We start from the raw sequence: 24,247 nt of genomic DNA on the forward strand, positions 1-24,247 counted from the left end.
AATTGTTAACTAAAAATTCTAAGTATGAAAAAAAACTTTTGTAAAGTTCGTAGGGGGCATTGCCTCTCTCTTGTATGGATAGTTTCATTTCTACTATGGGGAAATGTCACTATGGCCGCATTGCCTATTCAGGAGGCAAAACTTTCTATACAACAGCGTTCAGTGGCTTTGAGTCGGGTTTTTTATGAGATTGAAAAACAGACCGGCTACTCTTTCCTTGTTCGTAATAATGATATTAATATGAATGAGAAAGTATCTATTGATGTTAAAAATAAAAGTGTGGAAGAGGTGCTTGAGATGTTGTTTGTAGGGAAAAATATCCGTTATAAAGTGGAAGGGGAGCATATTTCTGTTTATAAACCCCAGCAATCAAGACAAAATGCAATTACCGGATTGGTTATGGATGTGGCAAAAGAACCAGTTATTGGTGCTTCTGTTGTGGTAATGGGATCTACTAACGGGTGTATCACAGATTTTGATGGAAAATTTTCTTTAGAAGTTTCTGAATTTCCTGTGAAGTTACAAATCAGTTATATTGGTTATAAATCTCAAGAGGTAACTGTACGTGATACAAAAACTATTCAGGTGGTATTACGTGAGGACACTGAAACTTTAGATGAAGTGGTGGTAGTGGGATACGGTTCGCAGAAAAAAGCAAACCTGACAGGAGCCGTTGCCTCGGTCAAGATGGATGAAGTGATAGGCAATCGTCCTTTGTCACAAGCTGCTGATGCATTGCAAGGTACGGTTCCCGGCTTGTTTGTGTCTAGTGATGGCAATGCTCCAGGTAAAAGTAAGTCATTCCAGATTCGTGGCGCTTATTCTGTAGGTATTAAAAATGATGATGGTTCTTATGGTAGTGCTATCAAGCCTTTGATTTTGATTGACAATGTGGAAGGAGACTTGGATATGGTTAATCCTGAGGATATTGAAACGGTTACAGTGTTGAAAGATGCTGCTTCAGCTGCCATTTATGGTGCCCGTGCTGCCGGTGGTGTAATTTTGGTTACTACCAAACGTCCGAAAGGAGAAACTTCTTTCCAACTGAATTATAATAATAACTTTGCCTTTGCAACTGCCATGAATTTGCCAGAACAGGCACCGTTGATGGAATATTTGCAGGCCTATTCTGATGCAGCCGGAGATCAATTCTGGACAATGGGTTCGCCTAGTGTAAGCAAATGGATGGGATATTTGGAGCAATATCGTAATAATCCGTCTTCTATTCCTACTGTCGGCGATGGTATCTTTAAAGATACGGATGGGGCTGTTTATTATATGAATGAAAAGGACTTGGTGAAGAACATGCTTGAGACTAGTTTCCAGCATACACATAATATATCAATGACAGGTGGTACTGATAAGCTCCGTTATCGTCTTTCTGCCGGATTTATTGATAATGACGGTGTGCTGATTACTGACAAGGATAAATACAGACGAATGAATGTCAGTGGATTTATATCTGCCAATGTTACAAAATGGTTTACTCAGGAAGCCACTTTTAGCTATGCACATAGTAAAAGAATGGAGCCAAAGTCTGCTTTGGGCGCTGTTTACAGTACTCGTCTTGCTTCTTTCTATCCGGAAGGCAATATGCCGGAAGGTATTTCTGCTGCAGGCGATGGATTACCTTTCTTTACTCCGTCCAATCAGATACGTTGGTCCAATCCAGAAAAAACATTGTATGACAATCCTCGTATTTTCCTGAAGTCTATATTGAAGCCATTAAAGGGATTTGAAATAGCATTTGAATATACTTTCGACAAGAATATATATGATTATAGCTGGTATACGGGAAGTGTGGTATATACTACTGTGCAAGGTGGTAAAGACACGACTCCGACCAATGACTATTTACAAAAAAAGAAAAGATATACCGACTATAACTCAATCAACTTGTATGGTACTTATGATTTCTCATTGGGTAATCATCAGTTTAAGATAATGGCAGGTTTCAATCAAGAATCCAGTTATCAGGAAACAATGGAGGCTTTATCCTATGGACAAGCTGTTATTGAGGTGCCTTCATTGGGTTCGGGTACATCTACATTGAAAGCTACGGACAAGTATAATGAGTTTTCTGTTCGCGGCGGATTCTTCCGTGTGAATTACAACTATCAGGATAAATATTTGCTGGAAGTAAACGGACGTTATGACGGTTCTTCTAAGTTTCCTAAAGAATCACGTTACGGTTTCTTCCCCTCTGTTTCGGCCGGTTGGAACATTGCACAGGAAAAATTCATGGAAAGTACTCAGAATTGGTTAGGTTCTTTGAAGCTACGTGCTTCTTATGGTATGATTGGTAACCAGAACGTGCCTGCTTATTCGTTTATTCCAACTATGGCGGTGAATAATAAATACAATGGTTGGATATCCAATGGTAATTATGTAACCGCTATTACTTCTATTCCTTCATTGGTAAGTCGTAACTTTACTTGGGAAAAGGTAGGGACATTAGACATCGGTATTGATTTCTCTATGTTCAGTAATCGCTTTACAGGTACTTTTGACTGGTATCAGCGTAATACGAACGGCATGCTTGCTCCGGGTGTGCAATTGCCTGCTGTAGTAGGTGCGGATGCTCCTTATCAGAATACGGCAGATATGCGTACACGTGGCTGGGAACTGAGTTTCAATTGGCGCGACCAGATTGGAAAGGTGAGCTACCGAGTCGGTTTCAACCTGTCCGACAGCAAGTCAAAGATTGTGAAGTATGACAGTAACTCATCCTACATATTAAGCAGCCAAAAGACGAATGCGCTGACGGGTGGAACATATACATTTTGGGAGTTTTATAAAGGTAAGGAATTAGGCGAAATCTGGGGATATGAAACAGATGGTTATTATACCGTAGACGATTTTGTCGATACTTCTTCATGGAAATTAAAGGATGGCGTTCCAAGCATAGATGGCTATAATCCTCGTCCGGGTGATGTGAAGTTCAAGAACTTAATGGATGATGAAAGAGGGACAAATATGATTTCCAGCGGTAACAATACGTTGAATAATCCGGGCGACCGTAAAGTGATTGGTAATGAAACTCCTCGTTATCTTTATGGTATTAATCTAGGATTAAACTATAAAGGTTTTGATTTGAGTGCCTTTTTGCAAGGAACCGGTAAACGCGATAAATGGATTGCCAATACATTGACTTTCCCATTATATTCTGACTTTAAGTTTATTCCTTTATATAAAGGTTTGGGTGATTACTGGCAACCGGTAGATGCTGCCAATGGTGATTACACAGCAGTTAATCCTAATGCTGAGTTCCCACGTATTTATGGCAACTATGGTAACCAAGGCTCTAATTACCGCCAGTCAGACAAGTACTTGTCCGATGCTTCTTATCTGCGTATCAAGAATGTTACTTTGTCATATACATTCCCCAAAGCATGGATTACCAAAATATCTTTGTCGCAGTTACGTGCTTTTGTCAGTGTAGAAAATCTGGCAACGTTCTCATCATTGCCAAAGGGTATCGACCCGGAAACGCTGAAATGGGATTATCCCGCATTCCGCACAGTATCCTTTGGGCTTAATCTTACATTATAAACCTTAAATTAGTACGAGTATATGAAAAGATTATTTATAAGTTTAGCAATTCTCGCAGGAATCAGCCTCTCTAGTTGTAATGATAGTTTCTTGGAAAAGACTCCTGTTACAGACTTGACGGAGAATAATGCATTCAATTCCTACGATAACTTCAAGGCTTTTATGTGGCCTTGTTATGAGATGTTTACAAATAATACTATTCGCACTTCCTTACAAGGATTCGGACAAGACGGACAGTATAAGGGCGATATGGCAGCAGGATACTTTCAGCAAAAATATGAAAGTGGCTACAATGAATTTGCTTATCAGACAGTTGCCAGTGTAGCATCCGGTAATGGCTGGGATTTTAAATCATTTATCCGCCGTGTCAATATCATGCTTTCACACATTGATAATTCTAGTATGACAGAGGCTCAGAAAGACCATTGGCGTGCAGTAGGATATTTTTTTCATTCTTTTTGGTATATGGAATTGATAGATCGTTTTGGCGATGTGCCTTGGGTGGACCAGGTATTGCAGGAAGATTCTCCCGAAGCTTATGGACCTCGTGTGGATAGAAAAACCGTAGCCGACAAGGTATTGGAACGTCTGCAATGGGCGGAACAGAATATTGGAAATTTCACATCACAGGATGGGGACAATACGATTAACCAAGATTGTGTACGTGCCGTTATTTCGCGTTTCGGATTACGTGAAGGTACATGGAGGAAATATCATGAATTGGGTGATGCTGAAAAATATCTGCAAGAGTGTGTACGCGCATCCGAGTTATTAATGGCCGCTTATCCTACTCTTTACACAGGAACAGACGGTCAACCCGGTGCCGGATATGGTGAAATGTGGACAACAGAGGATTTGGGACAAGTTCCAGGTATCATTCTCTATAAATCTTATGTGAAGGATATAAATCCTATGGGCATGAGTTATATTGAACATACTTCTTCACACTATGTGGAGATGAACCAGAATACGGTAGATCTTTATTTGATGAAGAATGGCAAGCCGATTTTGGCTGACGGATCGGGCTACCATGGAAATAAGGACATGTATGCGGTATTTCGTGACCGTGACCCGCGTTTGTATCACACGGTTATACCTCCTTATAAAGTAAAATCTGGAAAAGGCGACTATCCTACCTGGTCGTATACAGACAATCCGGCAGACCGTGAATATATTGATATTATGGGAGCAAATGAAAGTTGCAGTAACCCGGGTGTTGGTATGAAACGTTTGCCTGGGCAGAACTGGAGTGCATCACTTGTACCTGAAATACCAAGATTAGGTACTGGAGCATTTGTGACTTGCCGTTCAGGCTACTATGTATGGAAGAATTGGGATAACTGGGAAACCAGCTTTAATAATGGTAATTTGAATACAGCTGACAAACCTATTTTTAAAATTGAAGAAGTCCTGTTGAATGAAGCTGAAGCCAAATTTGAATTGGGAGTATTTGACCAAGGGGTTGCAGACAAAACAATCAATAAGTTGCGTGATCGTGCCGGTGTAGTCAAAATGGTGGTTGCTGACATTAATGATAGTTTTGATCCTAACCGTGGAAAATACTATCCTAAAGGTAATGAAAGTGGTATTTTGGTTGATCCTGTCTTATGGGAAATTCGTCGCGAACGTATTATAGAATTGATGGGTGAGGGATTTGGTATTTATGATATCCGTCGTTGGCGTATGGCTCCGTGGTTCCTCAATAAACCTGCAACTGGTCTTTGGATGAGTAAAGAAGAGGCAATGAAAAATAATATGACTTTATATAATCCTGAAACTGGTTATTCTGATGGAACTGACGGTTCATTGACGGAAGGTAATTTGTATCTTTTCAATGATCCTCTAAAAGAAGGTAAAGGTTGGTTAGATAAATATTATTTGTATCAAGTACCGACTACCGAAATATTATTGAACCCAGAACTGGAACAGAATCCTGGTTGGTAATTTATAGTGTGATACGAATGAGGCTGTCTCAAATGCGGAATAACGTATGGAGACGGTCTTGTTTGGTTTTTAAACTTAGAAAAATCGAAATAAAATGAGATTTCAGAAAATAGGATTGACTACTGTAGTGTTGTGTACCGTAGGAATACAACAGAGCTTTTCTATCGATATAGTTACAAAAGAAAAACCTAATATCGTGTTTATTTTGGCTGATGATTTAGGTTGGACGGATTTGGGTGTAATGGGCAGTGATTATTATGAAACTCCTAATATAGACCGTCTTGCTACAGAAGGAATATTGTTTGACAATGCTTACGCTGCAGCCGCCAATTCAGCACCTAGCCGTGCTTGTATGATGACAGGAATGTACACGCCACGCCATGGAGTATATACAGTTAGTCCTCCCGACCGTGGTGATCGTACCAAACGTAAATATATAGCTATTCCCAATGTAGAAGATGTCTGTGCCGACTTTGTGACTATGGCCGAGGCTTTGCAAGAACAGGGTTATCAGTGTGGTCATATCGGGAAGTGGCATTTGGGGGATGATGAGGACGGTACAGGACCCTTGTCACAGGGATTTATATGGAATGTGGGCGGTAATAGAGCAGGAGCTCCCTATTCTTATTTTTATCCCTATTGTCTGCCTGATAAAAGTAAATGTCATGTGGGATTAGAAGAAGGTATATTGGGTGAATATCTTACTGATCGGTTGACTGAAGAAGCTGTTTCTTTTATAAAATCTCATAGTGAAGGTCCTTTTTTCTTACATTTGTCCCATCATGCCGTACATACGGTTTTGCAAGCACCTGATTCATTGATAAATAAATATCGTAATAAAACTCCCGGTAAATATCATAAGAATCCTATATATGCTGCAATGATTGAAAAACTAGATGATAGTGTTGGTAGGATATGCCAAGTTATTAAGACATTAGGAATAGCAGATCGTACAATAGTCATTTTTTATTCAGATAATGGAGGTTCGGAACCAGTGACAGACAATTATCCGTTAAATGGAGGAAAGGGAATGCCTTATGAAGGTGGGAGCCGTGTGCCGTTGATTATAAGGTGGACTGGTAAAATAGAAGGAGGCATCCGTTCATCTGTTCCAATAACAGGAGTTGATTTTTATCCAACTTTTGTTACTTTGGCACAGGGTAAGATTCCTGCTAACTTAGATGGAAAAGATATTTTTACGCTTATAAATAATAATGAGACGGAACGTGATCTTTTCTGGCATTTTCCGGCTTATTTGGAGTCTTATTTAAACGGGGGAAGAGATTTCCGTGCAAAACCTTATTCCAGTATTCGTTCAGGTGATTGGAAATTGATATATCATTATGAAGATAAGTCTATGGAACTGTTTAATTTGAAGAATGATCTGGGAGAATCACAAGATCTATCAGGTTCAAATCCTGTAAAGCGAGGAGAACTTTATCAGAAACTGATGAAGTGGATTCAAGAAACTCATGCTCCTATTCCTGTGAAATTGAATCCTTATTATCGAGAGTAGGTGAATGATATTTTTTTCTTCTATAGCTTTGCAGCCTAGGATATTTTCTCTAAATTGCCGATGTTTATAGCAGGAGTAGTAATTATTAAATTCAGTAAAAAACAGAATATATGAAAAATCGAAACCTCTTTCTTTTAACCAGTGGATTAGCATTTCCTCTATTAGGCGCTTATGCTCAGAAAACTCCTAAACCGAATATCATTTATATTATGTGTGATGATATGGGTTATGGTGATTTAGGGTGTTATGGTCAGTCCTACATCAGTACACCGAATATTGATAATATGGCTAAAGAAGGTATGCGTTTTACACAAGCGTATGCCGGTAGTCCGGTGAGTGCTCCATCACGTGCGTCATTTATGACCGGACAACATTCCGGACATTGTGAAGTACGTGGGAACAAAGAGTACTGGCGCGATGCCCCTGTTGTGATGTATGGAAATAATAAGGAATATGCCGTGGTGGGGCAACATCCATACGATCCCGGTCATGTGATTATACCTGAAATAATGAAAGATAACGGTTATACTACCGGTATGTTTGGTAAATGGGCAGGGGGCTATGAGGGATCTGTGTCTACGCCGGACAAACGGGGTATTGATGAATATTATGGTTATATTTGTCAGTTTCAGGCTCATTTATATTATCCGAATTTCCTGAACCGGTATAGTAAATCGGCTGGTGATACGGCAGTGGTTCGTGTAGTGATGGATGAGAATATCAACTATCCTATGTTTGGTAAGGACTATTTCAAACGTCCGCAATATTCTGCGGATATGATCCATGAAGAAGCAATGAAATGGTTGGATAAACAGGATGGCAAGCAACCTTTCTTTGGTATTTTTACTTATACGCTTCCTCATGCAGAGCTGGCGCAGCCCGAAGATTCTATTCTGACAGGTTATCAAAAGAAGTTTTTTGAAGATAAAACTTGGGGTGGACAGGAAGGATCAAGATATAATCCGTCGGTACACACCCATGCGCAGTTTGCCGGCATGATTACTCGCTTGGATTATTATGTAGGAGAAGTTTTGAACAAATTAAAGGAGAAAGGACTGGACGAAAATACCATTGTGATTTTTACCAGTGATAACGGCCCCCATGAAGAAGGGGGAGCTGACCCTACCTTCTTTGGTCGTGATGGCAAACTTCGTGGATTGAAACGTCAATGTTATGAAGGGGGGATTCGTATTCCGTTCATTGTGCGTTGGCCGGGTAAAGTACCCGAAGGAACGGTTAATGATCATCAGTTAGCTTTCTATGACTTGATGCCTACATTTTGTGACTTGGCAGGTGTGAAGAATTATGTGAAGAAGTACACTAACAAGAAAAAAGACATGGATTATTTTGATGGTATTTCTTTTGCTCCGACTTTGTTAGGACAGGAAGGACAGAAGAAACATGATTTCTTGTATTGGGAATTTGATGAAACCGATCAGATTGGTGTACGTATGGGAGACTGGAAGATGGTAGTGAAAAAAGGGACTCCTTTCCTTTACAATCTTGCTACAGATATTCATGAAGACCATGATATCGCTGCCGGACATCCGGATATTGTGAAACAAATGAAAGAGATTATCAGAACACAGCATACTCCGAATCCTCATTTCTCTGTGACTTTGCCTTCATTTGAATAAATAGATTTTTTATTCTGATATTCCTCAATCTATTCATTTAGATTGGGGAATATTTTTTTATGTTCCATAAACCTGCTATCTTTGCCTCGCAAATTTAAAAATATTCCGATGAGAATTTAAAACATTCATTTCCATACAACTATTTGTTTTTACGTTGGGACAGCAGGCGAAATAATTTCGTTTGTTGCGCAATAGTTGTCTTCTTATTCCAACTACGAACTTTTCAGTATTCATATTTAAAATTCTTAGAAAGAGTATGTGTATACATGTACAGTCCATTACTTATATGCATCCGGATAAAGATGTGCTTTTTAGTAATGTCAGTTTTACTATCAGTAAAGGGCAAAAAGTAGCCCTCATCGGAAACAACGGTTCGGGAAAATCTACCTTGATGCGATTGATAACTAAAGAGCTATTACCTTCTGAAGGACAAATTATATGTCCGGATATCCCCTATTCTATTCCACAGCATTTTGGTCAGTTTAATCATTTGACAGTAGCCGGGGCATTGGGAATAGAAAGAAAGTTATATGCACTTCATGCCATTTTACAGGGAGATGCTTCGATAGAGCATTTTACGGCTTTGGCGGATGACTGGAAAATAGAAGAGAAAGCGGTTGCTGCTTTGAATGAATGGGGGTTGGTAGGAGTACCTCTTTCCTATCCCATGCATTTGTTGAGTGGCGGTGAGAAAACAAAAGTTTTTCTAGCAGGAATTACTATATACTCTCCTGCTTTTATTTTGATGGATGAGCCTACCAATCATTTGGATGACGAAAGCCGTATCCGGCTGTACCGTTTTATAACTACTGCTGCAGCAGGGATACTGGTTGTCAGCCATGACCGGACATTACTCAATTTACTTTCTTCTACCTATGAGCTTACTGCAAAAGGTGTCACTTATTATGCTGGAAATTACGATTTCTATAAAGAACAGAAGAAATTGGCTGTAGAAGCTCTGCAAACCCGGTTGGAGGAGAATGAAAAGCAATTACAAAAAGCCCGGAAGCAGGCACGTGAGGTAATGGAGCGTCAACAAAAGCATGATGTGCGAGGTAAAAAACAAAATGTGAAGAAAGGAGTCGGAAAGATGGCAATGCATACATTCAGGGATCAGGCTGAGAAAAGTGCTGTCCGTTTAGGAGATGTTCATGCTGATAAGATCCGTGTTTTGGCAGGAAAAACAGTAGAACTGCGTAAAGCTTTACCTGATATGAAGACGATGAAAGTAAATTTCAATTCATCTTCTTTGCATATCGGTAAGATACTTATCGTAGCTTCAAGTGTGAATTATTCGTATGGAGAAAATCCTTTGTGGTCTTCTCCTCTTGAGTTTACCATCAAAAGTGGTGACCGTATTCATTTGAAAGGAAGTAATGGTAGTGGTAAAACAACTTTATTGAGGTTGATAACCGGAAGTCTTGCTCCTACTCAAGGTTCTTTGATACAGGCAGAAGGGCTGACGTACGTTTATCTTGATCAGGAATATTCTACAATTCGTAATGATTTGTCGGTATTAGAACAACTTGCTTTATTCAATAGTGAATTGTATGATAATGAATTGAGAACGATTCTCAACCGTTTTTTGTTTCCTGTTTCCACATGGAACAAGAAGTGTAGCTATCTGAGTGGAGGTGAGAAGATGAAACTTTCTCTCTGTTGTCTTATGGTGAGTGCACAGGCCCCCGATGTTTTTATTGTGGATGAACCTACTAATAATATTGATATTCTGAGTATGGAGATCTTGACCGAAACTTTGAAGGATTATCAAGGCACTTTGTTGGTGGTGAGTCATGACAACTATTTTGTGCAACAAATAAAGGCAGATAAGCAGATTGAGTTATTCTGATGTTTTATTTTATCAAGTGCGGCATTTTTGTTTTAAATATAGAGTTTGACAAAAATGCCGCAGACTTGATTTATTTTATTCGGAGTTATTATTGCAGTGTCAGCGTCTTTACTTGTAATTCAGCATCTTTAGAATTACCCCCTACCATTATATCGAAGTTTCCGGCTATGGTGCGCATGGTATTTGTCTGCGCGTCCCACCATTCCAATTGTTTGGGTGTTAACTCTAATTCTACATTGACTGTTTTTCCTGCAGGAATTTGTACACGTTTGAAAGCACGCAGCGTTTTAGCCGGTCCTTCCGTATCTTCTTGTTTTTTCAGATATACCTGTACTACTTCTTCCCCGTCACGATTACCAGTATTGGTTACAGGAATAACCATTTTGGCAGTTTCCCCTACTTTAATCGTTTGCTCCAGTTTGATGTTACCATAGTTAAAAGTGGTATAACTCAAACCATAACCGAACGGGAAAAGAGGATCACCTTTAAAATAACGGTAAGTGCGTCCTGTCATATTATAATCTTCAAAGTCAGGCAATTGCGCTATATTCCGGTAAAAAGTAACGGGCAGTCGTCCTGCAGGATTGTAATCTCCAAACAAGACTTCGGCGGCAGCTTTACCTCCGGATTGTCCCGGATACCATGCTTGTAAAATAGCCTGACAATATTGGGTTTCGGGCTCCATAGCAATGGGTGATCCGGAAAAATTAACGAAAATAACTTTTTTCCCGGCATCACAGAGTGCTTTTATTAATTCACGCTGAACAGCCGGAAGCTCGATGTCAGTACGGTCTCCTTTGCGGAATCCCGGTAAATTGACACCCATCTCCTCTCCTTCCAAACTTGGAGATATACCGCCTGCAAATATAACTATATCAGCATCTTTCACTTTTGCTACCGTATTCTTAATGTTGACTTCTTCTTTAAACCCAAGATCAAAATTCAACTGTGCGTCTCCACTAAAGTATTGGAAGCGGATTTCTATATCGTATGGCTTGCCGGCTTCTGCATGCATGGCGTAAGCTTGTCCCCTGCCCCCATGTTTGTTGGTGAATTTCTTTACTTCTTCACCATTTATCAATAATTGTGTAGCTCCACAACTATAAAAGTTGAAAATAACCTCTCCTGTTTCTTGGGGGGTGAACACACTTTGATAGATGGCCGAGAAATCGGTCAGGTTCACACCGGGGGCAAATACGGTGGCTCCCGAGGTACAAAGGCGGAACGGGGTGGTGAGTTGTGCGGTGGCTGCCGTATTTCCTTCATATTCCTTGTTGTTCCAATAGCGGGCGGAGAACCCTGGACCTTCTTTAGAAGTACACTGGCTGAAAACGCTTCTGATTAATGAGCGTTCTACCCAGCTGCAACCTTGTTCATAGATCAGTTTGTCATTCTCTCCCATGGCTGAGCGGATACCTTCCAATAAGGTGATCGTATGTTTGGGAGTACCGTTATAATTACCCCATTGCATCACAGAGTCATTTGCGTTAGGTCCCATGACGGCGATGGTTTGTCCACCGCGTTTCAGTGGCAGGATATTATTTTTGTTCAGTAACAGCGTCATTGATTTGCGTGCTATATCTAGTGACAGGGAATCATGTTCTGCCGAGCAAACCACAGAATAAGGAATTTTAGTCCATTCCACTTTACTGGGATCGTCCATTTCACCCAATTCAAAGCGTGCTTTTAATAATCGTTTTACGGATACATCAATATCCTTTTCACTGATTAATCCTTTTTTAGCGCTTTCTACTAATGCTTTATAACTAGAACCACATTCCAGATCCGTACCGCTTAATACTGCGGCGGCAGAGGCCGATTCAGCGTCCGGATGTGTTTTATGTCCTTTTTCCCGATAGAAATCGTCAATGGCGCCACAGTCTGAGAGTACAATACCTTCATATCCCCATTCCTGACGGAGAATTTGCATCAGCAGGCGGTCGCTTCCGCAACAAGGATCTCCTTCCAGACGATTGTAGGCACACATTACTTCTTTTACTTTTCCTTCCTTTACCAAGGCTTCGAAAGGAACCAGATAAGTTTCATGCAAGTCACGTGGTTTTATATTTTCGGCATTGAATTCGTGCCGGTTCCATTCCGGTCCCGAGTGAACGGCAAAGTGCTTGGCGCAAGCGTGTATTTTATCGTATTTTTGATTTGCATCCGTGCATTGTAGTCCTTTCACTACATTTACCCCCATGACACTTGTCAGATAAGGATCTTCCCCATACGTTTCAATACCTCTCCCCCATCTGGGATCGCGATAAATATTGACGGTGGGTGTCCACATAGTCAGACCTTGATAACGCTCGTAGCTTCCTGCAGCCGAGTAAGCTGTATTTTTGGCCCGCGCCTCATCCGATACTGCCGTATAAATGGTATGTATGGCGTCGGGTTCAAAGGAAGCGGCCATTCCTATGGGTTGTGGAAAGACTGTAGCCAGTCCGCTTCGTGCCACTCCGTGCAAGGCCTCATTCCACCAATTATAAGGTTTGATGCCCAATCTTTCGACAGGTTTGGAGTTGTCCATCATTAAAGCTACTTTTTCTTCTAATGTAAGTTGCTGCAATAAATCTTCTGCCCGTTCTTCAGGAGATAAATTACTGTTTTTATAAGCCGGTTGGTTACCGCAACCGCTCAGAATCACAAGGGAAGCAAATAAATATAGAATTCTGTTTCTCATAGTAAAATAGTAAAAATGATTAGTTACATGGCAAAAATAGAATAATTATGAGAATAGTCCGTGTATTTTTTGACTAAAATGGTGGGAGATATTGTTTTTTGTACGAAAAGGTGAGGAATATATAAAAAAACTCCGGTCAGGTATATAGGCTGACCGGAGATGTATTGAAAACAGCAAATAATGACTATTTATATTCTGCCCAGTCTATCAAGCGCATATCCCCTTTCTTGGCCAGTGTATCATGCATAGCCAGTGCGGCAGAAATACAATGAGGAGTCTGTCCTTTGGAAGACATTTTTACATAGTCCCAAAGAATGTTCTTATAGTCTGGATGTGCACAGTTTTCGATGATGGCTTGGGCGCGTTCTACCGGGCTCTTTCCTCGTAAATCGGCAACACCTTGTTCGGTAATGATAATATTGACATCGTGTTCGCTGTGATCTTCATGAGAAACCATAGGAACGATGGCACTGATTTTTCCTTCTTTTGCCACAGACGGACAAGTAAAGATGGAAATATAGGCATTGCGGGTAAAGTCACCAGAACCACCGATGCCGTTCATCATCTTAGTGCCGCTGATGTGAGTAGAGTTTACATTGCCATAAATGTCTGCTTCGATAGCAGTATTGATAGAGATAACACCGAGGCGGCGTATAACTTCCGGGTTATTTGAGATTTCGGATGGACGCATTACCAGTTTGTCACGGAAGAAGTCGATGTCATCATAAATTCCTTGCAGACATTCGTTTGTGACAGTCAATGAACAAGTACTTCCAAATTTCACACGTCCTTGACGAATCAGATCCACTACTGCATCTTGCAGTACTTCGGTATACATTTCAAAAGCAGGGATTGTCTTGTCTCGTCCCAAAGCGCCCAATACGGCATTGGCGATGTTTCCTACCCCACTCTGCAATGGCAGGAAGCTTGCAGGAATAATGCCTCGTTTCATATCAGCAGCCAGGAAGTCGGCAACGTTTTGTCCGATTTGGTCGGTGATAGGATCCGGTGCGGTGAATGAACGGGCCTGGTCAGGTGTGTTCACTTCCACTACTCCGATGATTTTCTTCGGATCTACCTGTACGTAAGGTAAACCGATGCGGTCACTGGGCTTGAAGATGGGAATTTCACGGCGGTAAGGCGGATCAAGCGGTTCATAAACATCATGCAGCCCCATACCGTTTTTACTGTGGGCGGCGTTCAGCTCGATAATTACTTTATCTGCCAGACGTGCGATGGTTGGAGCGATACCTCCGGCAGCTGTCAGGTATACTTTGCCGTCGGGTGTGATTTCGCATGCTTCCAGAATGGCAACATCTACTTTGCCCATGAAGCCATAACGTACTTCCTGTGCCATTTGTGACAAGTGGATGTCATTATATGCTATTTCACCGTTATTCACGGCTTTACGAAAATCGGGGTTGGTTGTGTAGGGAGCACGGTAACGGATTGCTTTTACTCTGGACAAGATCCCGTCTGTAGCATCCCCTGTAGAGGCGCCGGTAAAAATACTAATTTGGAAAGGATTACCTTTGGCATGTTCTTCTTCTGCTATTTTGGCGACTTCGGGGGTTACGGCTTTGGGTGTTCCTGCTGGAGTAAAGCCACTAAGTCCAATATTGTAGCCATGCTTGATGTAGCTGGCTGCTTCGGCTGCGGAAATAATATTAAATCCCATGATATTCAATGTGTTATTCTTTATTAGTATAGTTGTTATTAATATTTTCGATTAAAAATTTCTGAATAAATGAAAGCACGCCGCGCCTCTTCTTTAGTACTCAGTTTTATAGGAGTCCGGTTTTCCCTCTTATTTTCTGCCAGAGGTGGAGCGACCGCTTTTCTGATTATTGACTGGTTCTGCATACGGGAGGACTGAGGTTTGCGAACCGCCGGAGCTGGAGAAACAGACACCTTTTCTTCCATGCTTTCCTGCTCTATTTCAGGAAACATATCTGCAAGCACTTCCTTGGGGGAAGGTGTTTTCTTCTCTTTGCCGGCTTTTGAGATTTGTTGTACGATAGCCACAACAATGATTACTATAAATATGAGAACCTGAATGATATCCATACTTTCCTTATTATATAATGAATGCTCAAAGTTAGAAAAATATTTCATAACCAACTCTATAAAAGGACATAAAAAAAGGAAGAGAACTTCACAGTTGTCTTCCCCTATTTTTTTAACCTAAACCTTAACTATGAAAAAATCTAATGTTTTTCGGAAGCAAATATGCGAATTATAATAATACGTTGGTAACGTTAACGGTCTTTTTTGTTCACTGGTTATAATTATTTAACAGTTAAATGCATAAATCTCTTATAATATCCAATTTTCGGCTCTTTTATTCGTTTAATTTGTCGGTAACTCCGTATCTTTGCCTACGAAACCATAAAACAGAGAAAATATGAAAGAAACAACAGGAGCAGACTTTAAATCTGCAACTGATTCCGAGAACAAAAAATTGTTTATTGAAACCTACGGATGCCAGATGAATGTTGCTGATAGTGAAGTGATTGCTTCTATTATGCAAATGGCAGGCTACCATGTATGCGAAACATTGGATGAAGCGGACGCTGTATTTATGAATACCTGTTCTATTCGCGACAATGCAGAACAAAAGATTCTGAACCGTCTGGAGTTTTTCCATTCTATGAAGAAAAACAAACGTCGGAATCTGATTGTCGGTGTGTTGGGCTGCATGGCAGAACGTGTAAAAGATGATTTGATCGAGAACCATCATGTAGATCTTGTCGTAGGACCGGATGCCTATCTCACTTTGCCCGATTTGGTCGCTTCGGTTGAAGCGGGGGAGAAAGCCATTAATGTGGAGCTTTCTACTACAGAAACCTATCGTGAGGTAATTCCGTCCCGTATTTGCGGCAATCATATCTCCGGGTTTGTATCCATTATGCGTGGTTGCAATAATTTCTGTCATTATTGTATTGTGCCGTATACCCGTGGGCGTGAGCGCAGCCGTGATGTGGAAAGTATTCTGAATGAGGTGCGTGACTTGGCAGCCAAAGGTTATAAAGAAGTAACGTTGCTAGGACAGAATGTAAATTCTTATCGTTTTGAGAAAGAGGGTGAAATAATTACTTTCCCGATGCTGCTCCGCACAGTGGCCGAAGCGGTTCCGGACATGCGTGTTCGTTTTACCACTTCACATCCCAAGGATATGAGTGATGAAACCTTGCAAGTCATTGCGGAAACGCCTAATGTATGCAAGCATATTCATTTACCGGTACAGAGCGGCAGTTCGCGTATATTGAAGCTGATGAACCGCAAATATACCCGTGAGTGGTATTTGGAAAGGGTAGCGGCTATTCGCCGTATCATTCCCGATTGTGGTCTGAGTACTGATATTTTCTCCGGCTATCATTCGGAAACGGAAGAAGACCATCAGGAATCTCTATCCTTGATGCGTGAATGTGCGTATGATTCCGCCTTTATGTTTAAATATTCCGAACGTCCCGGAACATATGCTTCCAAACATCTGCCGGATGACGTACCCGAAGAGGTTAAGATACGTCGGCTGAATGAAATCATTGAATTGCAGAACCGTCTTTCTGCTGAAAGTAATGCCCGTGATGTGGGTAAGACCTTCGAAGTGATGGTAGAAGGTGTTTCCAAGCGTTCCAGAGAACAGCTTTTTGGCCGTACACAGCAAAACAAGGTGGTAGTCTTTGATCGTGGGAATCATCGTATCGGTGATTTTGTCCATGTACGCATTACTGAAGCCAGTTCGGCTACATTGAAAGGAGAAGAGGTGTTCTGATGGGGAAAAAAGAAGAATATAAGGAAAAGAACTTGCAATATTTGCAAGTTCTTTCTACACAGGAAGGTATTTGTTCTTTACCTTGTAATATGTTTTATAAAGTATTGCAGACAGGTACGGGTACAGTTTCACCTACGATCCGTAGTATTGTCACCGTTCATTATCGGGGTAGTCTGATAAACGGGAAAGAGTTTGATAACTCCTATGACCGTAACTGTCCCGAAGCTTTCCGGCTGTGTGATGTCATAGAGGGATGGCAGCTGGCGCTTCAACGTATGCATGTAGGAGATAAATGGGTGGTTTATATTCCTTATACTATGGGGTATGGTAGCCGTACAAGCGGGCCGATTCCTGCTTTCTCTACATTAATATTTGAAGTGGAACTGCTGGGCATTGCATAATGCCTCCGGTTATCGGTTATGCAGCCTGTCATTCATCCGGTCTTCGTAACCGTCACGATATTTCTTTTCGGGCATAACAATCCATAAGATTATATAGACAATAATGCCCGAAAAGGCTGTGAAAACCGTGGCAAATGAATAGATAATGCGCACTATCGTAACATCCCAGCCAAAATAATCAGCCAGTCCCGCACATACTCCGGCTAGCATTCTGTTGTTGGAACGGGTCAGTTTTTTATTTTCCATTTCTGTCTCTTTTGAAGTTATCTGCATAAATGTAGGAAAAGTAAAAACGAATTATTAACTTATACTCTTAAAAGTACTTAAAGGATAGTTCTTCTCATTCAATTTATTTGTTATTTTGCAGCAAATTAGGGCAAAAAGTGGATATACTCAAAATAAATACTTGTCCGTTGTGCGGCGGAAAACATTTGGGACATGCAATCACTTGTACGGATCACTATGCTTCGGGTGAACAATTCAATTTGGTTCGCTGCGATGATTGTGGCTTTATTTTTACACAAGGTGCACCCGTGGAAGCCGAGATAGGGCGATATTATGAGACTCCCGATTATATTTCACACACTGATATCCGCAAGGGGCTGATGAACCGTGTATACCATGAGGTACGCAAGTATATGCTGTCACGCAAAGCCAAGCTGATAAAACGGACATCCGGTTTGAGTAAAGGTACTTTGTTAGACATTGGTACCGGTACCGGATATTTCAGTAATACAATGAAGGAGCGCGGATGGCGGGTGAAAGCTATAGAGAAAAGTCCGCAGGCGCGTGCGTTTGCCAAAGAGCATTTTGAACTGGATGTAGATACGGAGGATGCTTTGGCGGGATATGCCGATCATTCTTTTGATGCCATTACTCTATGGCATGTGATGGAGCATCTGGAACATCTGAATGAAACGTGGGAAAAATTATTCAAACTTTTGAAAGAGAGGGGAGTATTGATAGTGGCTGTGCCTAATCCCAGTTCGTATGATGCGGAAAAATATAAGGAATGGTGGGCAGCATACGATGTGCCCCGTCATTTATGGCATTTTACACCTTCCGTCATGCAACAATTCGGCGTCAAGCATGGTTTTAAATTAGCGGAACAGCATCCGATGCCTTTTGATGCTTTTTATGTATCCATGTTGACGGAAAGATATAAAGGCAGCCGTTTGTCCTTTTTGAAGGGAATGTGGACGGGCCTGTTGGCCTGGTTCAGTTCACTGGCGAAAAAAGAACGCAGTAGTTCAATGATTTATGTATTCAGAAAGAAGTGATTATGGGAAAAAAATCAGGGTCCTTTTTCGATATGCAGTTCATTACCTCCAGCATCAGTACAATGCTGGTGTTGCTCTTGTTGGGGATGGTGGTATTCTTTGTGCTGTCTGCCAATAACTTATCCAAGTATGTACGCGAGAACATCAGTTTCTCCGTACTCATCAGCGATGATATGAAAGAAGCGGACGCTTTGAAATTCCAGAAAAAATTGAATGAGGAACCTTTTGTGAAAGAAACTTCCTATATATCGAAGGAGCAGGCGTTGAAAGAGCAGAGCGAAGCGATGGGTACAGACCCGGCTGAATTCTTGGGATATAATCCTTTTACAGCTTCTATTGAAATAAAACTGAATGCCGATTATGCCAATTCGGACAGCATTTCTTGGATAGAGCAGAAAATTATGCAGAACAAGAAAGTTATGGAAATCAACTATCCTCAGGATTTACTGGATGCAGTGAACAGCAATATACGGAAAATCAGTTTTTTGCTATTGGGACTGGCTGCGCTGCTTACCCTTATTTCTTTTGCGCTGATTAATAACACCATCCGTCTGGCCATTTATTCCAAACGTTTTCTGATTCATACCATGAAACTGGTAGGGGCAAGCTGGGGATTTATCCGTCGTCCTTTTTTGGTGCGGAATATATGGATAGGGATACTGGCCGCTGCCATGGCAGATGCGGCATTGATAGGAATGGCCTATGCGTTAGTAAGATATGAACCCGAATTGATTGAGATTATTACCCCTATGACCATGCTTATGGTAATGGGTTCTGTTTTTGTGTTTGGTGTGGTTATTACCTTTATGTGTGCATATATATCAATCAATAAATACTTGCGCATGAAAGCTAGTGCGTTGTATTACATTTAATAATAAAAGGATATGGATAGACAAAAATTCGCCTTTGATAAAACTAATTTTATATTGCTTGCCATAGGTATGGCAGTGATTATTGTCGGTTTTCTGCTGATGACAGGACCTAGTTCGACAGAAGGATATTTTGAGCCGGATATTTTTAGTGTACGTCGCATCAAAGTGGCGCCCGCAGTATGTTTCTTTGGCTTTATATTTATGATTTATGGCATTGTCCGCAAGCCAAAGGACAAGACAGAAGTGGTTAACTCTTGATTTTTTTAATTTTTAATTCTCAATTTTTATTTAAAGAATGGAATGGTTTGAGGCATTGATCCTTGGTTTGCTCCAAGGATTGACAGAGTATTTGCCGGTCAGCAGTAGTGGTCATCTGGCTATCGGTTCGGCATTGTTTGGCATACAAGGGGAAGATAATCTGACTTTTACCATAGCAGTGCATGTGGCTACGGTACTCAGTACTTTGGTTATATTATGGAAAGAAATAGGCTGGATATTCCGTGGCTTGTTCAAGTTTGAGATGAATGCGGAGACAAAATATGTGATCAATATCCTGGTATCCATGATTCCTATCGGTATTGTGGGTGTGTTTTTTAAAGATTATGTGGAAGAAATTTTCGGTTCCGGCTTGCTCATTGTAGGTTGTATGCTGTTATTGACAGCTTTGCTTCTTACTTTCTCTTATTATGCAAAACCTCGTTTGAAAGAGAACATCAGCATGAAGGATGCGTTTATTATAGGTCTGGCACAGGCTTGTGCCGTGATGCCGGGATTATCCCGTTCGGGTACTACCATTGCTACCGGTTTGTTGTTGGGAGACAACAAGGCGAAACTGGCTCAGTTCTCTTTCCTGATGGTGATTCCTCCTATATTGGGTGAGGCGTTGCTGGATGGTATGAAGATTGTAAAAGGAGCTGCAGCCGGCACATCAGATATATCTGTATTGTCATTGATTGTAGGTTTTCTGGCAGCTTTCATATCGGGCTGTGTAGCTTGTAAGTGGATGATTAATATTGTGAAGAAAGGTAAGTTGATTTATTTTGCTATCTATTGTGCCATAGCCGGTGCCGTTACGATAGCGTGCACATTGATGTAATTGGATGAATTTTAAAGAAGGAGAAGTATTATACTTTGATAAACCGCTGAAATGGACCTCATTTGCAGTGGTAAACAAGATAAGATACCATATTTGCCGCAAACTGGGCGTGAAGAAAATAAAAGTGGGACATGCCGGGACATTAGACCCGCTGGCTACCGGGGTGATGATTATTTGTACAGGCAAGGCAACGAAACGCATCGAAGAGTTCCAGTATCATACCAAAGAATACATTGCCACCTTGCAGTTAGGGGCTACCACACCTTCATTCGACCTGGAGAAGGAGATAGATGCTACCTATCCTACGGAACATATCACCCGCGAGTTGGTAGAGGAAGCCTTGCAGCGTTTTATCGGCAGGATAGAACAGATTCCGCCTGTTTTCTCGGCTTGTAAGGTAGATGGTAAACGCGCTTACGATTTGGCTCGAAAAGGTGAGGATGTGGAGTTGAAAGCCAAGACGTTGATTATAGACGAGATAGAGTTGCTGGAATGTAATCTGCCTGAGATTAAAATCAGGGTAGTGTGCAGCAAGGGCACTTATATCCGTGCATTGGCCCGTGATATTGGCGAAGCTTTGAATAGCGGTGCTCATTTGACAGGGCTGATACGTACCCGGGTGGGGGATGTGAGACTGGAAGACTGTTTGTCGGTGGAAAGTTTTCCGGAATGGCTTGACCAACAAGAGATTGAAGAAGTTATAAACGAATAAGGAGAGATAAGATGAAACTGTCGCAATTTAAATTTAAACTGCCGGAGGATAAAATAGCTTTGCATCCGGCTAAGTATAGAGATGAGTCGCGCCTGATGGTTGTTCACAAATCAACAGGTAAGATTGAACACAAGGTATTCAAGGATATCCTGGACTATTTTGATGATAAAGATGTGTTTATCTTTAATGATACGAAAGTTTTCCCTGCGCGTTTGTATGGAAATAAGGAAAAGACCGGTGCCCGTATCGAGGTATTTTTGTTGCGCGAGCTGAATGAGGAACTTCGCTTGTGGGATGTGCTGGTAGATCCTGCCCGTAAGATCCGTATCGGTAACAAGCTTTATTTTGGTGACGATGATTCCATGGTGGCCGAAGTGATTGACAACACCACTTCCCGCGGACGTACCCTGCGTTTCCTGTATGACGGCTCTCACGACGAGTTCAAGAAAGCATTGTATGCGTTGGGAGAGGCTCCGCTGCCCAGTTTCATCCGTCGTCCGGTAGAAGAGGAAGATACCGAACGTTTCCAGACTATCTTTGCCAAGAACGAAGGGGCTGTGACAGCTCCCACTGCCGGACTTCATTTCAGCCGCGAGTTGATGAAGCGTATGGAAATCAAAGGTATAGACTTTGCTTTTGTGACGATGCATGCCGGACTGGGTAATTTCCGCGAGATTGATGTGGAGGACCTTACCAAGCATAAGATGGATTCGGAGCAGATGTATGTCAATGCGGATGCGTGCCGTATTGTGAATAATGCCAAGGATGAAGGAAAGAATATTTGTGCGGTAGGAACGACAGTGATGCGCACGATAGAGACTGCGGTAGGTACGGATGGTCATCTGAAAGAATTTGACGGATGGACCAATAAGTTCATTTTCCCTCCTTATGATTTCTCGGTAGCCAACAGCATGGTTACTAACTTTCACCTGCCTCTCTCCACTTTGCTGATGCTGGTAGCTGCCTACGGTGGTTATGATCTGGTGATGGAGGCTTATCACACAGCATTGAAGGAAGATTACCGTTTCGGTACTTATGGCGATGCTATGTTGATTTTGGATAAGTAATACCGGTTGGAGCAGCGTATGAGGGTTTATTTGGGACTTGGAACCAATCTGGGTGATAAAGAATCAAATCTGCATGTTGCTGTCCGGAAGATAAATGAGCGGATAGGGGAGGTTACTGCCCTTTCCGCTTTTTATGTTACTGCCCCTTGGGGGTTTTCTTCTGAAAATTCTTTTCTGAATGCCGCCTGTTGCGTGGAGAGTGTGCTTCCTCCCTTGGATATATTGCGGGAAACACAGGAGATAGAGCGTGAATTAGGCCGGATGAAGAAGTCGGCGGGAGGTAATTATAGTGACCGCCTGATTGATATAGATATTTTGTTGTACGGTGATTTAATACTGCATACGCCGGAATTGGAAATCCCTCATCCCCTGATGACTGAACGGAGGTTTGTCATGGACCCGCTGGCGGAGATTGCATCGGATGTAGTGCATCCGGTATTGGGAAAAAGGCTGGGGGAGCTTTAAACCTGTAAGAGTATATTAATTAAAAGAGGACGGAAAATTCTTCAAATCCGTCATTGTGGTGTAGATAGCTGATTGATAGTGTATTGTTATGAAGGATTCGTAATAGAATCCTTCATAAATGTTTCAGATGAATCAATGTTTATAATGTTATTATATTTTGTCATGGATATAATATCTATGCTCATATTTGTTTCTGTTAAATCATTACAAGAATAAGATGTTAGTAATAATAGGAATAAGTATATTTTTCTATAAGAGGTTTTCATAGTCATTAGATATAAATATATTAGTAAAAAATAGTGCTGATTGTTAATACTTATCAAATAACAATCAGCACATGGAATATTAGATCTTAATTTGGGAAATGAACATGGAGTTATCGGCTGCATTAGCACCAGAGAAAGAAATAGGGACTCCATATATTTCTTTACTATATACTCCTCCTTTTATTATAAAATCTTGAAATGCAGGAAATCCAGTAACAACTTTAGCTGCGTCCTCTCCGTTACCACCTATAATATAAATATAGATCTGAGCACGTTTTAGCATTTCTTTTGTCTTTGAGTCTAGTGATAGTTCTCCGTTTACTATTCCTGCATTGAATGCTGCTCGAATTGATACAGAAATTTCACTATATGATTCTTCAGATTCTACTATCATTACTCCTTTTCGTCCCATATTCACAGAATTCACATATACAGGTTTTTGATTTAGATATTTTTGGCGTTCTGTTTCATTGAGAAATATGTTTCCATCATCTGGGATATCCATAGCTACATTAAAATAGATTTGGCTGAAATCAACAAATAAAGCGGTATTACTTTGTTTTTTATCACTCTCAACAGAAGTTGTAATTGAAAAAAGCTGTCCTATTTTTATATTAGCTCCAAAAGCCATATTTACCTCTTTGTAATAATTAAATTCTTTCATTTTATATGAGAAAACTTGCGATTGTTTTCCACTAAAATCTTTACCTGCATCTGTGATAGCGTCTATAACTGCATCATTAAATGAGGTAAACTTAGGTTTTATTACTCTTGATTTGATAGGCAATGAGAATGCAATTCTGATTTCTGGTTTTAAAGCATTTGGATATGCAACAGAACGGTATTCTCCGGTATTAATAGATTCAGCTTGTAAAACAGAGCCTAAATATGTATAAGCAGGGTTCAAGCTTGCTATTTCATAAAATTCTTGGGTGGATCTTGATAGATACTGTTGTAATGTTAAATCTACCTCTTTACCATCTCTAATTTCATATATTCCATCATAGTAAAGAGAACTTAGTGGAGCAATGTTTGCTGTATTATTTGCTTTCGAAGAAATTTCATCTAAATCTTCGTTTTCACAAGAAAACATTACAAGGAAAACAATTGCAAAATAAAAATACTTTTTCAT

At 40.9% G+C, this 24,247-nt stretch carries 19 protein-coding genes; 14 read left to right on the forward strand and 5 right to left on the reverse strand.

What is annotated here, in order from left to right:
* Positions 1-24: 24 nt before the first annotated feature.
* The 5 genes from AB5935_RS01735 (at position 25) to abc-f (ending at position 10,498) form a co-directional block, all read left to right on the forward strand.
* A complete protein-coding gene (locus tag AB5935_RS01735; protein WP_007834225.1) occupies positions 25-3,552 on the forward strand; it encodes a TonB-dependent receptor in 3,528 nt (1,175 codons plus the stop codon).
* Positions 3,553-3,573: 21 nt separating this feature from the next.
* On the forward strand, positions 3,574-5,496 hold the full coding sequence (locus AB5935_RS01740) for a RagB/SusD family nutrient uptake outer membrane protein (protein ID WP_007834228.1): 1,923 nt from the start codon (positions 3,574-3,576) through the stop codon (positions 5,494-5,496).
* Between the two features lie 94 nt (positions 5,497-5,590).
* Positions 5,591-7,012: a sulfatase gene (locus AB5935_RS01745; protein ID WP_007834230.1), complete on the forward strand. Its 1,422-nt coding sequence runs from the start codon at positions 5,591-5,593 to the stop codon at positions 7,010-7,012.
* A gap of 110 nt (positions 7,013-7,122) precedes the next feature.
* Complete coding sequence (locus tag AB5935_RS01750) at positions 7,123-8,649, forward strand: arylsulfatase (RefSeq protein WP_005844037.1); 1,527 nt, start codon at positions 7,123-7,125, stop codon at positions 8,647-8,649.
* Between the two features lie 256 nt (positions 8,650-8,905).
* Positions 8,906-10,498: a ribosomal protection-like ABC-F family protein gene (gene abc-f / locus AB5935_RS01755; protein WP_368327319.1), complete on the forward strand. Its 1,593-nt coding sequence runs from the start codon at positions 8,906-8,908 to the stop codon at positions 10,496-10,498.
* 88 nt (positions 10,499-10,586) lie between these two features.
* Here the strand turns inward: abc-f and xyl3A are convergent, their stop codons facing one another.
* From xyl3A to AB5935_RS01770, 3 genes are all read right to left on the reverse strand, one after another.
* The gene (gene xyl3A / locus AB5935_RS01760; RefSeq protein ID WP_038605225.1) at positions 10,587-13,181 is read right to left on the reverse strand and encodes a xylan 1,4-beta-xylosidase; all 2,595 of its coding nucleotides are present in this window, start codon (positions 13,179-13,181) and stop codon (positions 10,587-10,589) included.
* Between the two features lie 184 nt (positions 13,182-13,365).
* Positions 13,366-14,859, reverse strand: a complete 1,494-nt coding sequence (locus AB5935_RS01765) for an acetyl-CoA hydrolase/transferase family protein (protein ID WP_007834239.1) — start codon at positions 14,857-14,859, stop codon at positions 13,366-13,368.
* A gap of 38 nt (positions 14,860-14,897) precedes the next feature.
* On the reverse strand, positions 14,898-15,248 hold the full coding sequence (locus AB5935_RS01770; protein WP_007847872.1) for a hypothetical protein: 351 nt from the start codon (positions 15,246-15,248) through the stop codon (positions 14,898-14,900).
* 337 nt (positions 15,249-15,585) lie between these two features.
* Between AB5935_RS01770 and miaB the strand changes: the two genes are divergently transcribed.
* Both miaB and AB5935_RS01780 read left to right on the forward strand, forming a co-directional pair.
* Entirely contained in the window at positions 15,586-16,956 is a 1,371-nt protein-coding gene (gene miaB, locus AB5935_RS01775; RefSeq protein WP_007841664.1) for a tRNA (N6-isopentenyl adenosine(37)-C2)-methylthiotransferase MiaB, read from the forward strand.
* Positions 16,956-17,357, forward strand: coding sequence for an FKBP-type peptidyl-prolyl cis-trans isomerase (locus AB5935_RS01780; protein ID WP_007834245.1), 402 nt, complete (start codon positions 16,956-16,958; stop codon positions 17,355-17,357). The genes miaB and AB5935_RS01780 overlap by 1 nt, the downstream gene beginning before the upstream one ends.
* 9 nt (positions 17,358-17,366) lie before the next feature.
* Here the strand turns inward: AB5935_RS01780 and AB5935_RS01785 are convergent, their stop codons facing one another.
* Positions 17,367-17,603, reverse strand: coding sequence for a PspC domain-containing protein (locus AB5935_RS01785; protein ID WP_007841667.1), 237 nt, complete (start codon positions 17,601-17,603; stop codon positions 17,367-17,369).
* A 137-nt stretch (positions 17,604-17,740) separates the two neighbouring features.
* On the opposite strand from AB5935_RS01785, the gene AB5935_RS01790 reads away from it, so the two are divergent.
* Genes AB5935_RS01790 through folK form a run of 7 tightly spaced genes read left to right on the forward strand, consistent with a single transcriptional unit; the run spans position 17,741 to position 22,849 of the window.
* Positions 17,741-18,637 carry a class I SAM-dependent methyltransferase gene (locus tag AB5935_RS01790; RefSeq protein WP_007834249.1) on the forward strand — a complete coding sequence of 299 codons (897 nt, stop codon included), beginning with the start codon at positions 17,741-17,743 and terminating at the stop codon, positions 18,635-18,637.
* A 2-nt stretch (positions 18,638-18,639) separates the two neighbouring features.
* The gene (locus AB5935_RS01795; RefSeq protein WP_005844021.1) at positions 18,640-19,509 is read left to right on the forward strand and encodes a cell division protein FtsX; all 870 of its coding nucleotides are present in this window, start codon (positions 18,640-18,642) and stop codon (positions 19,507-19,509) included.
* A 12-nt stretch (positions 19,510-19,521) separates the two neighbouring features.
* Complete coding sequence (locus tag AB5935_RS01800; RefSeq protein WP_005844019.1) at positions 19,522-19,767, forward strand: DUF3098 domain-containing protein; 246 nt, start codon at positions 19,522-19,524, stop codon at positions 19,765-19,767.
* A gap of 37 nt (positions 19,768-19,804) precedes the next feature.
* Positions 19,805-20,605 (forward strand): undecaprenyl-diphosphate phosphatase, encoded by an 801-nt coding sequence (locus tag AB5935_RS01805; protein WP_007834252.1) that lies wholly within the window; start codon positions 19,805-19,807, stop codon positions 20,603-20,605.
* Positions 20,606-20,609: 4 nt separating this feature from the next.
* Entirely contained in the window at positions 20,610-21,317 is a 708-nt protein-coding gene (truB, locus tag AB5935_RS01810; RefSeq protein ID WP_005844015.1) for a tRNA pseudouridine(55) synthase TruB, read from the forward strand.
* 11 nt (positions 21,318-21,328) lie between these two features.
* Positions 21,329-22,384 (forward strand): tRNA preQ1(34) S-adenosylmethionine ribosyltransferase-isomerase QueA, encoded by a 1,056-nt coding sequence (gene queA / locus AB5935_RS01815; RefSeq protein WP_007834254.1) that lies wholly within the window; start codon positions 21,329-21,331, stop codon positions 22,382-22,384.
* An 18-nt stretch (positions 22,385-22,402) separates the two neighbouring features.
* Positions 22,403-22,849 (forward strand): 2-amino-4-hydroxy-6-hydroxymethyldihydropteridine diphosphokinase, encoded by a 447-nt coding sequence (gene folK / locus AB5935_RS01820; RefSeq protein ID WP_005844011.1) that lies wholly within the window; start codon positions 22,403-22,405, stop codon positions 22,847-22,849.
* A 345-nt stretch (positions 22,850-23,194) separates the two neighbouring features.
* On the opposite strand, the gene AB5935_RS01825 is transcribed toward folK, so the two are convergent.
* Positions 23,195-24,247, reverse strand: a complete 1,053-nt coding sequence (locus AB5935_RS01825; protein WP_007841673.1) for a thiol-activated cytolysin family protein — start codon at positions 24,245-24,247, stop codon at positions 23,195-23,197.

Origin of the sequence: Phocaeicola sp. RTP21198st1_B8_RTP21198_201120, assembly GCF_040929485.1 — a bacterium.
GTDB lineage: Bacteria > Bacteroidota > Bacteroidia > Bacteroidales > Bacteroidaceae > Phocaeicola > Phocaeicola dorei.

What these genes read in the sequence shown, in the direction of transcription:
- AB5935_RS01805 (WP_007834252.1), top strand. Translation starts at nt 19,805, where the DNA reads ATGGAATGGTTTGAGGCATTGATCCTTGGTTTGCTCCAAGGATTGACA.
- xyl3A (WP_038605225.1), bottom strand. Translation starts at nt 13,181, where the DNA reads ATGAGAAACAGAATTCTATATTTATTTGCTTCCCTTGTGATTCTGAGC.
- truB (WP_005844015.1), top strand. Translation starts at nt 20,610, where the DNA reads ATGAATTTTAAAGAAGGAGAAGTATTATACTTTGATAAACCGCTGAAA.
- AB5935_RS01795 (WP_005844021.1), top strand. Translation starts at nt 18,640, where the DNA reads ATGGGAAAAAAATCAGGGTCCTTTTTCGATATGCAGTTCATTACCTCC.
- abc-f (WP_368327319.1), top strand. Translation starts at nt 8,906, where the DNA reads ATGTGTATACATGTACAGTCCATTACTTATATGCATCCGGATAAAGAT.
- AB5935_RS01745 (WP_007834230.1), top strand. Translation starts at nt 5,591, where the DNA reads ATGAGATTTCAGAAAATAGGATTGACTACTGTAGTGTTGTGTACCGTA.
- folK (WP_005844011.1), top strand. Translation starts at nt 22,403, where the DNA reads ATGAGGGTTTATTTGGGACTTGGAACCAATCTGGGTGATAAAGAATCA.
- AB5935_RS01750 (WP_005844037.1), top strand. Translation starts at nt 7,123, where the DNA reads ATGAAAAATCGAAACCTCTTTCTTTTAACCAGTGGATTAGCATTTCCT.
- AB5935_RS01740 (WP_007834228.1), top strand. Translation starts at nt 3,574, where the DNA reads ATGAAAAGATTATTTATAAGTTTAGCAATTCTCGCAGGAATCAGCCTC.
- AB5935_RS01770 (WP_007847872.1), bottom strand. Translation starts at nt 15,248, where the DNA reads ATGGATATCATTCAGGTTCTCATATTTATAGTAATCATTGTTGTGGCT.
- AB5935_RS01735 (WP_007834225.1), top strand. Translation starts at nt 25, where the DNA reads ATGAAAAAAAACTTTTGTAAAGTTCGTAGGGGGCATTGCCTCTCTCTT.
- AB5935_RS01800 (WP_005844019.1), top strand. Translation starts at nt 19,522, where the DNA reads ATGGATAGACAAAAATTCGCCTTTGATAAAACTAATTTTATATTGCTT.
- AB5935_RS01780 (WP_007834245.1), top strand. Translation starts at nt 16,956, where the DNA reads ATGGGGAAAAAAGAAGAATATAAGGAAAAGAACTTGCAATATTTGCAA.
- miaB (WP_007841664.1), top strand. Translation starts at nt 15,586, where the DNA reads ATGAAAGAAACAACAGGAGCAGACTTTAAATCTGCAACTGATTCCGAG.
- AB5935_RS01785 (WP_007841667.1), bottom strand. Translation starts at nt 17,603, where the DNA reads ATGGAAAATAAAAAACTGACCCGTTCCAACAACAGAATGCTAGCCGGA.
- queA (WP_007834254.1), top strand. Translation starts at nt 21,329, where the DNA reads ATGAAACTGTCGCAATTTAAATTTAAACTGCCGGAGGATAAAATAGCT.
- AB5935_RS01825 (WP_007841673.1), bottom strand. Translation starts at nt 24,247, where the DNA reads ATGAAAAAGTATTTTTATTTTGCAATTGTTTTCCTTGTAATGTTTTCT.
- AB5935_RS01765 (WP_007834239.1), bottom strand. Translation starts at nt 14,859, where the DNA reads ATGGGATTTAATATTATTTCCGCAGCCGAAGCAGCCAGCTACATCAAG.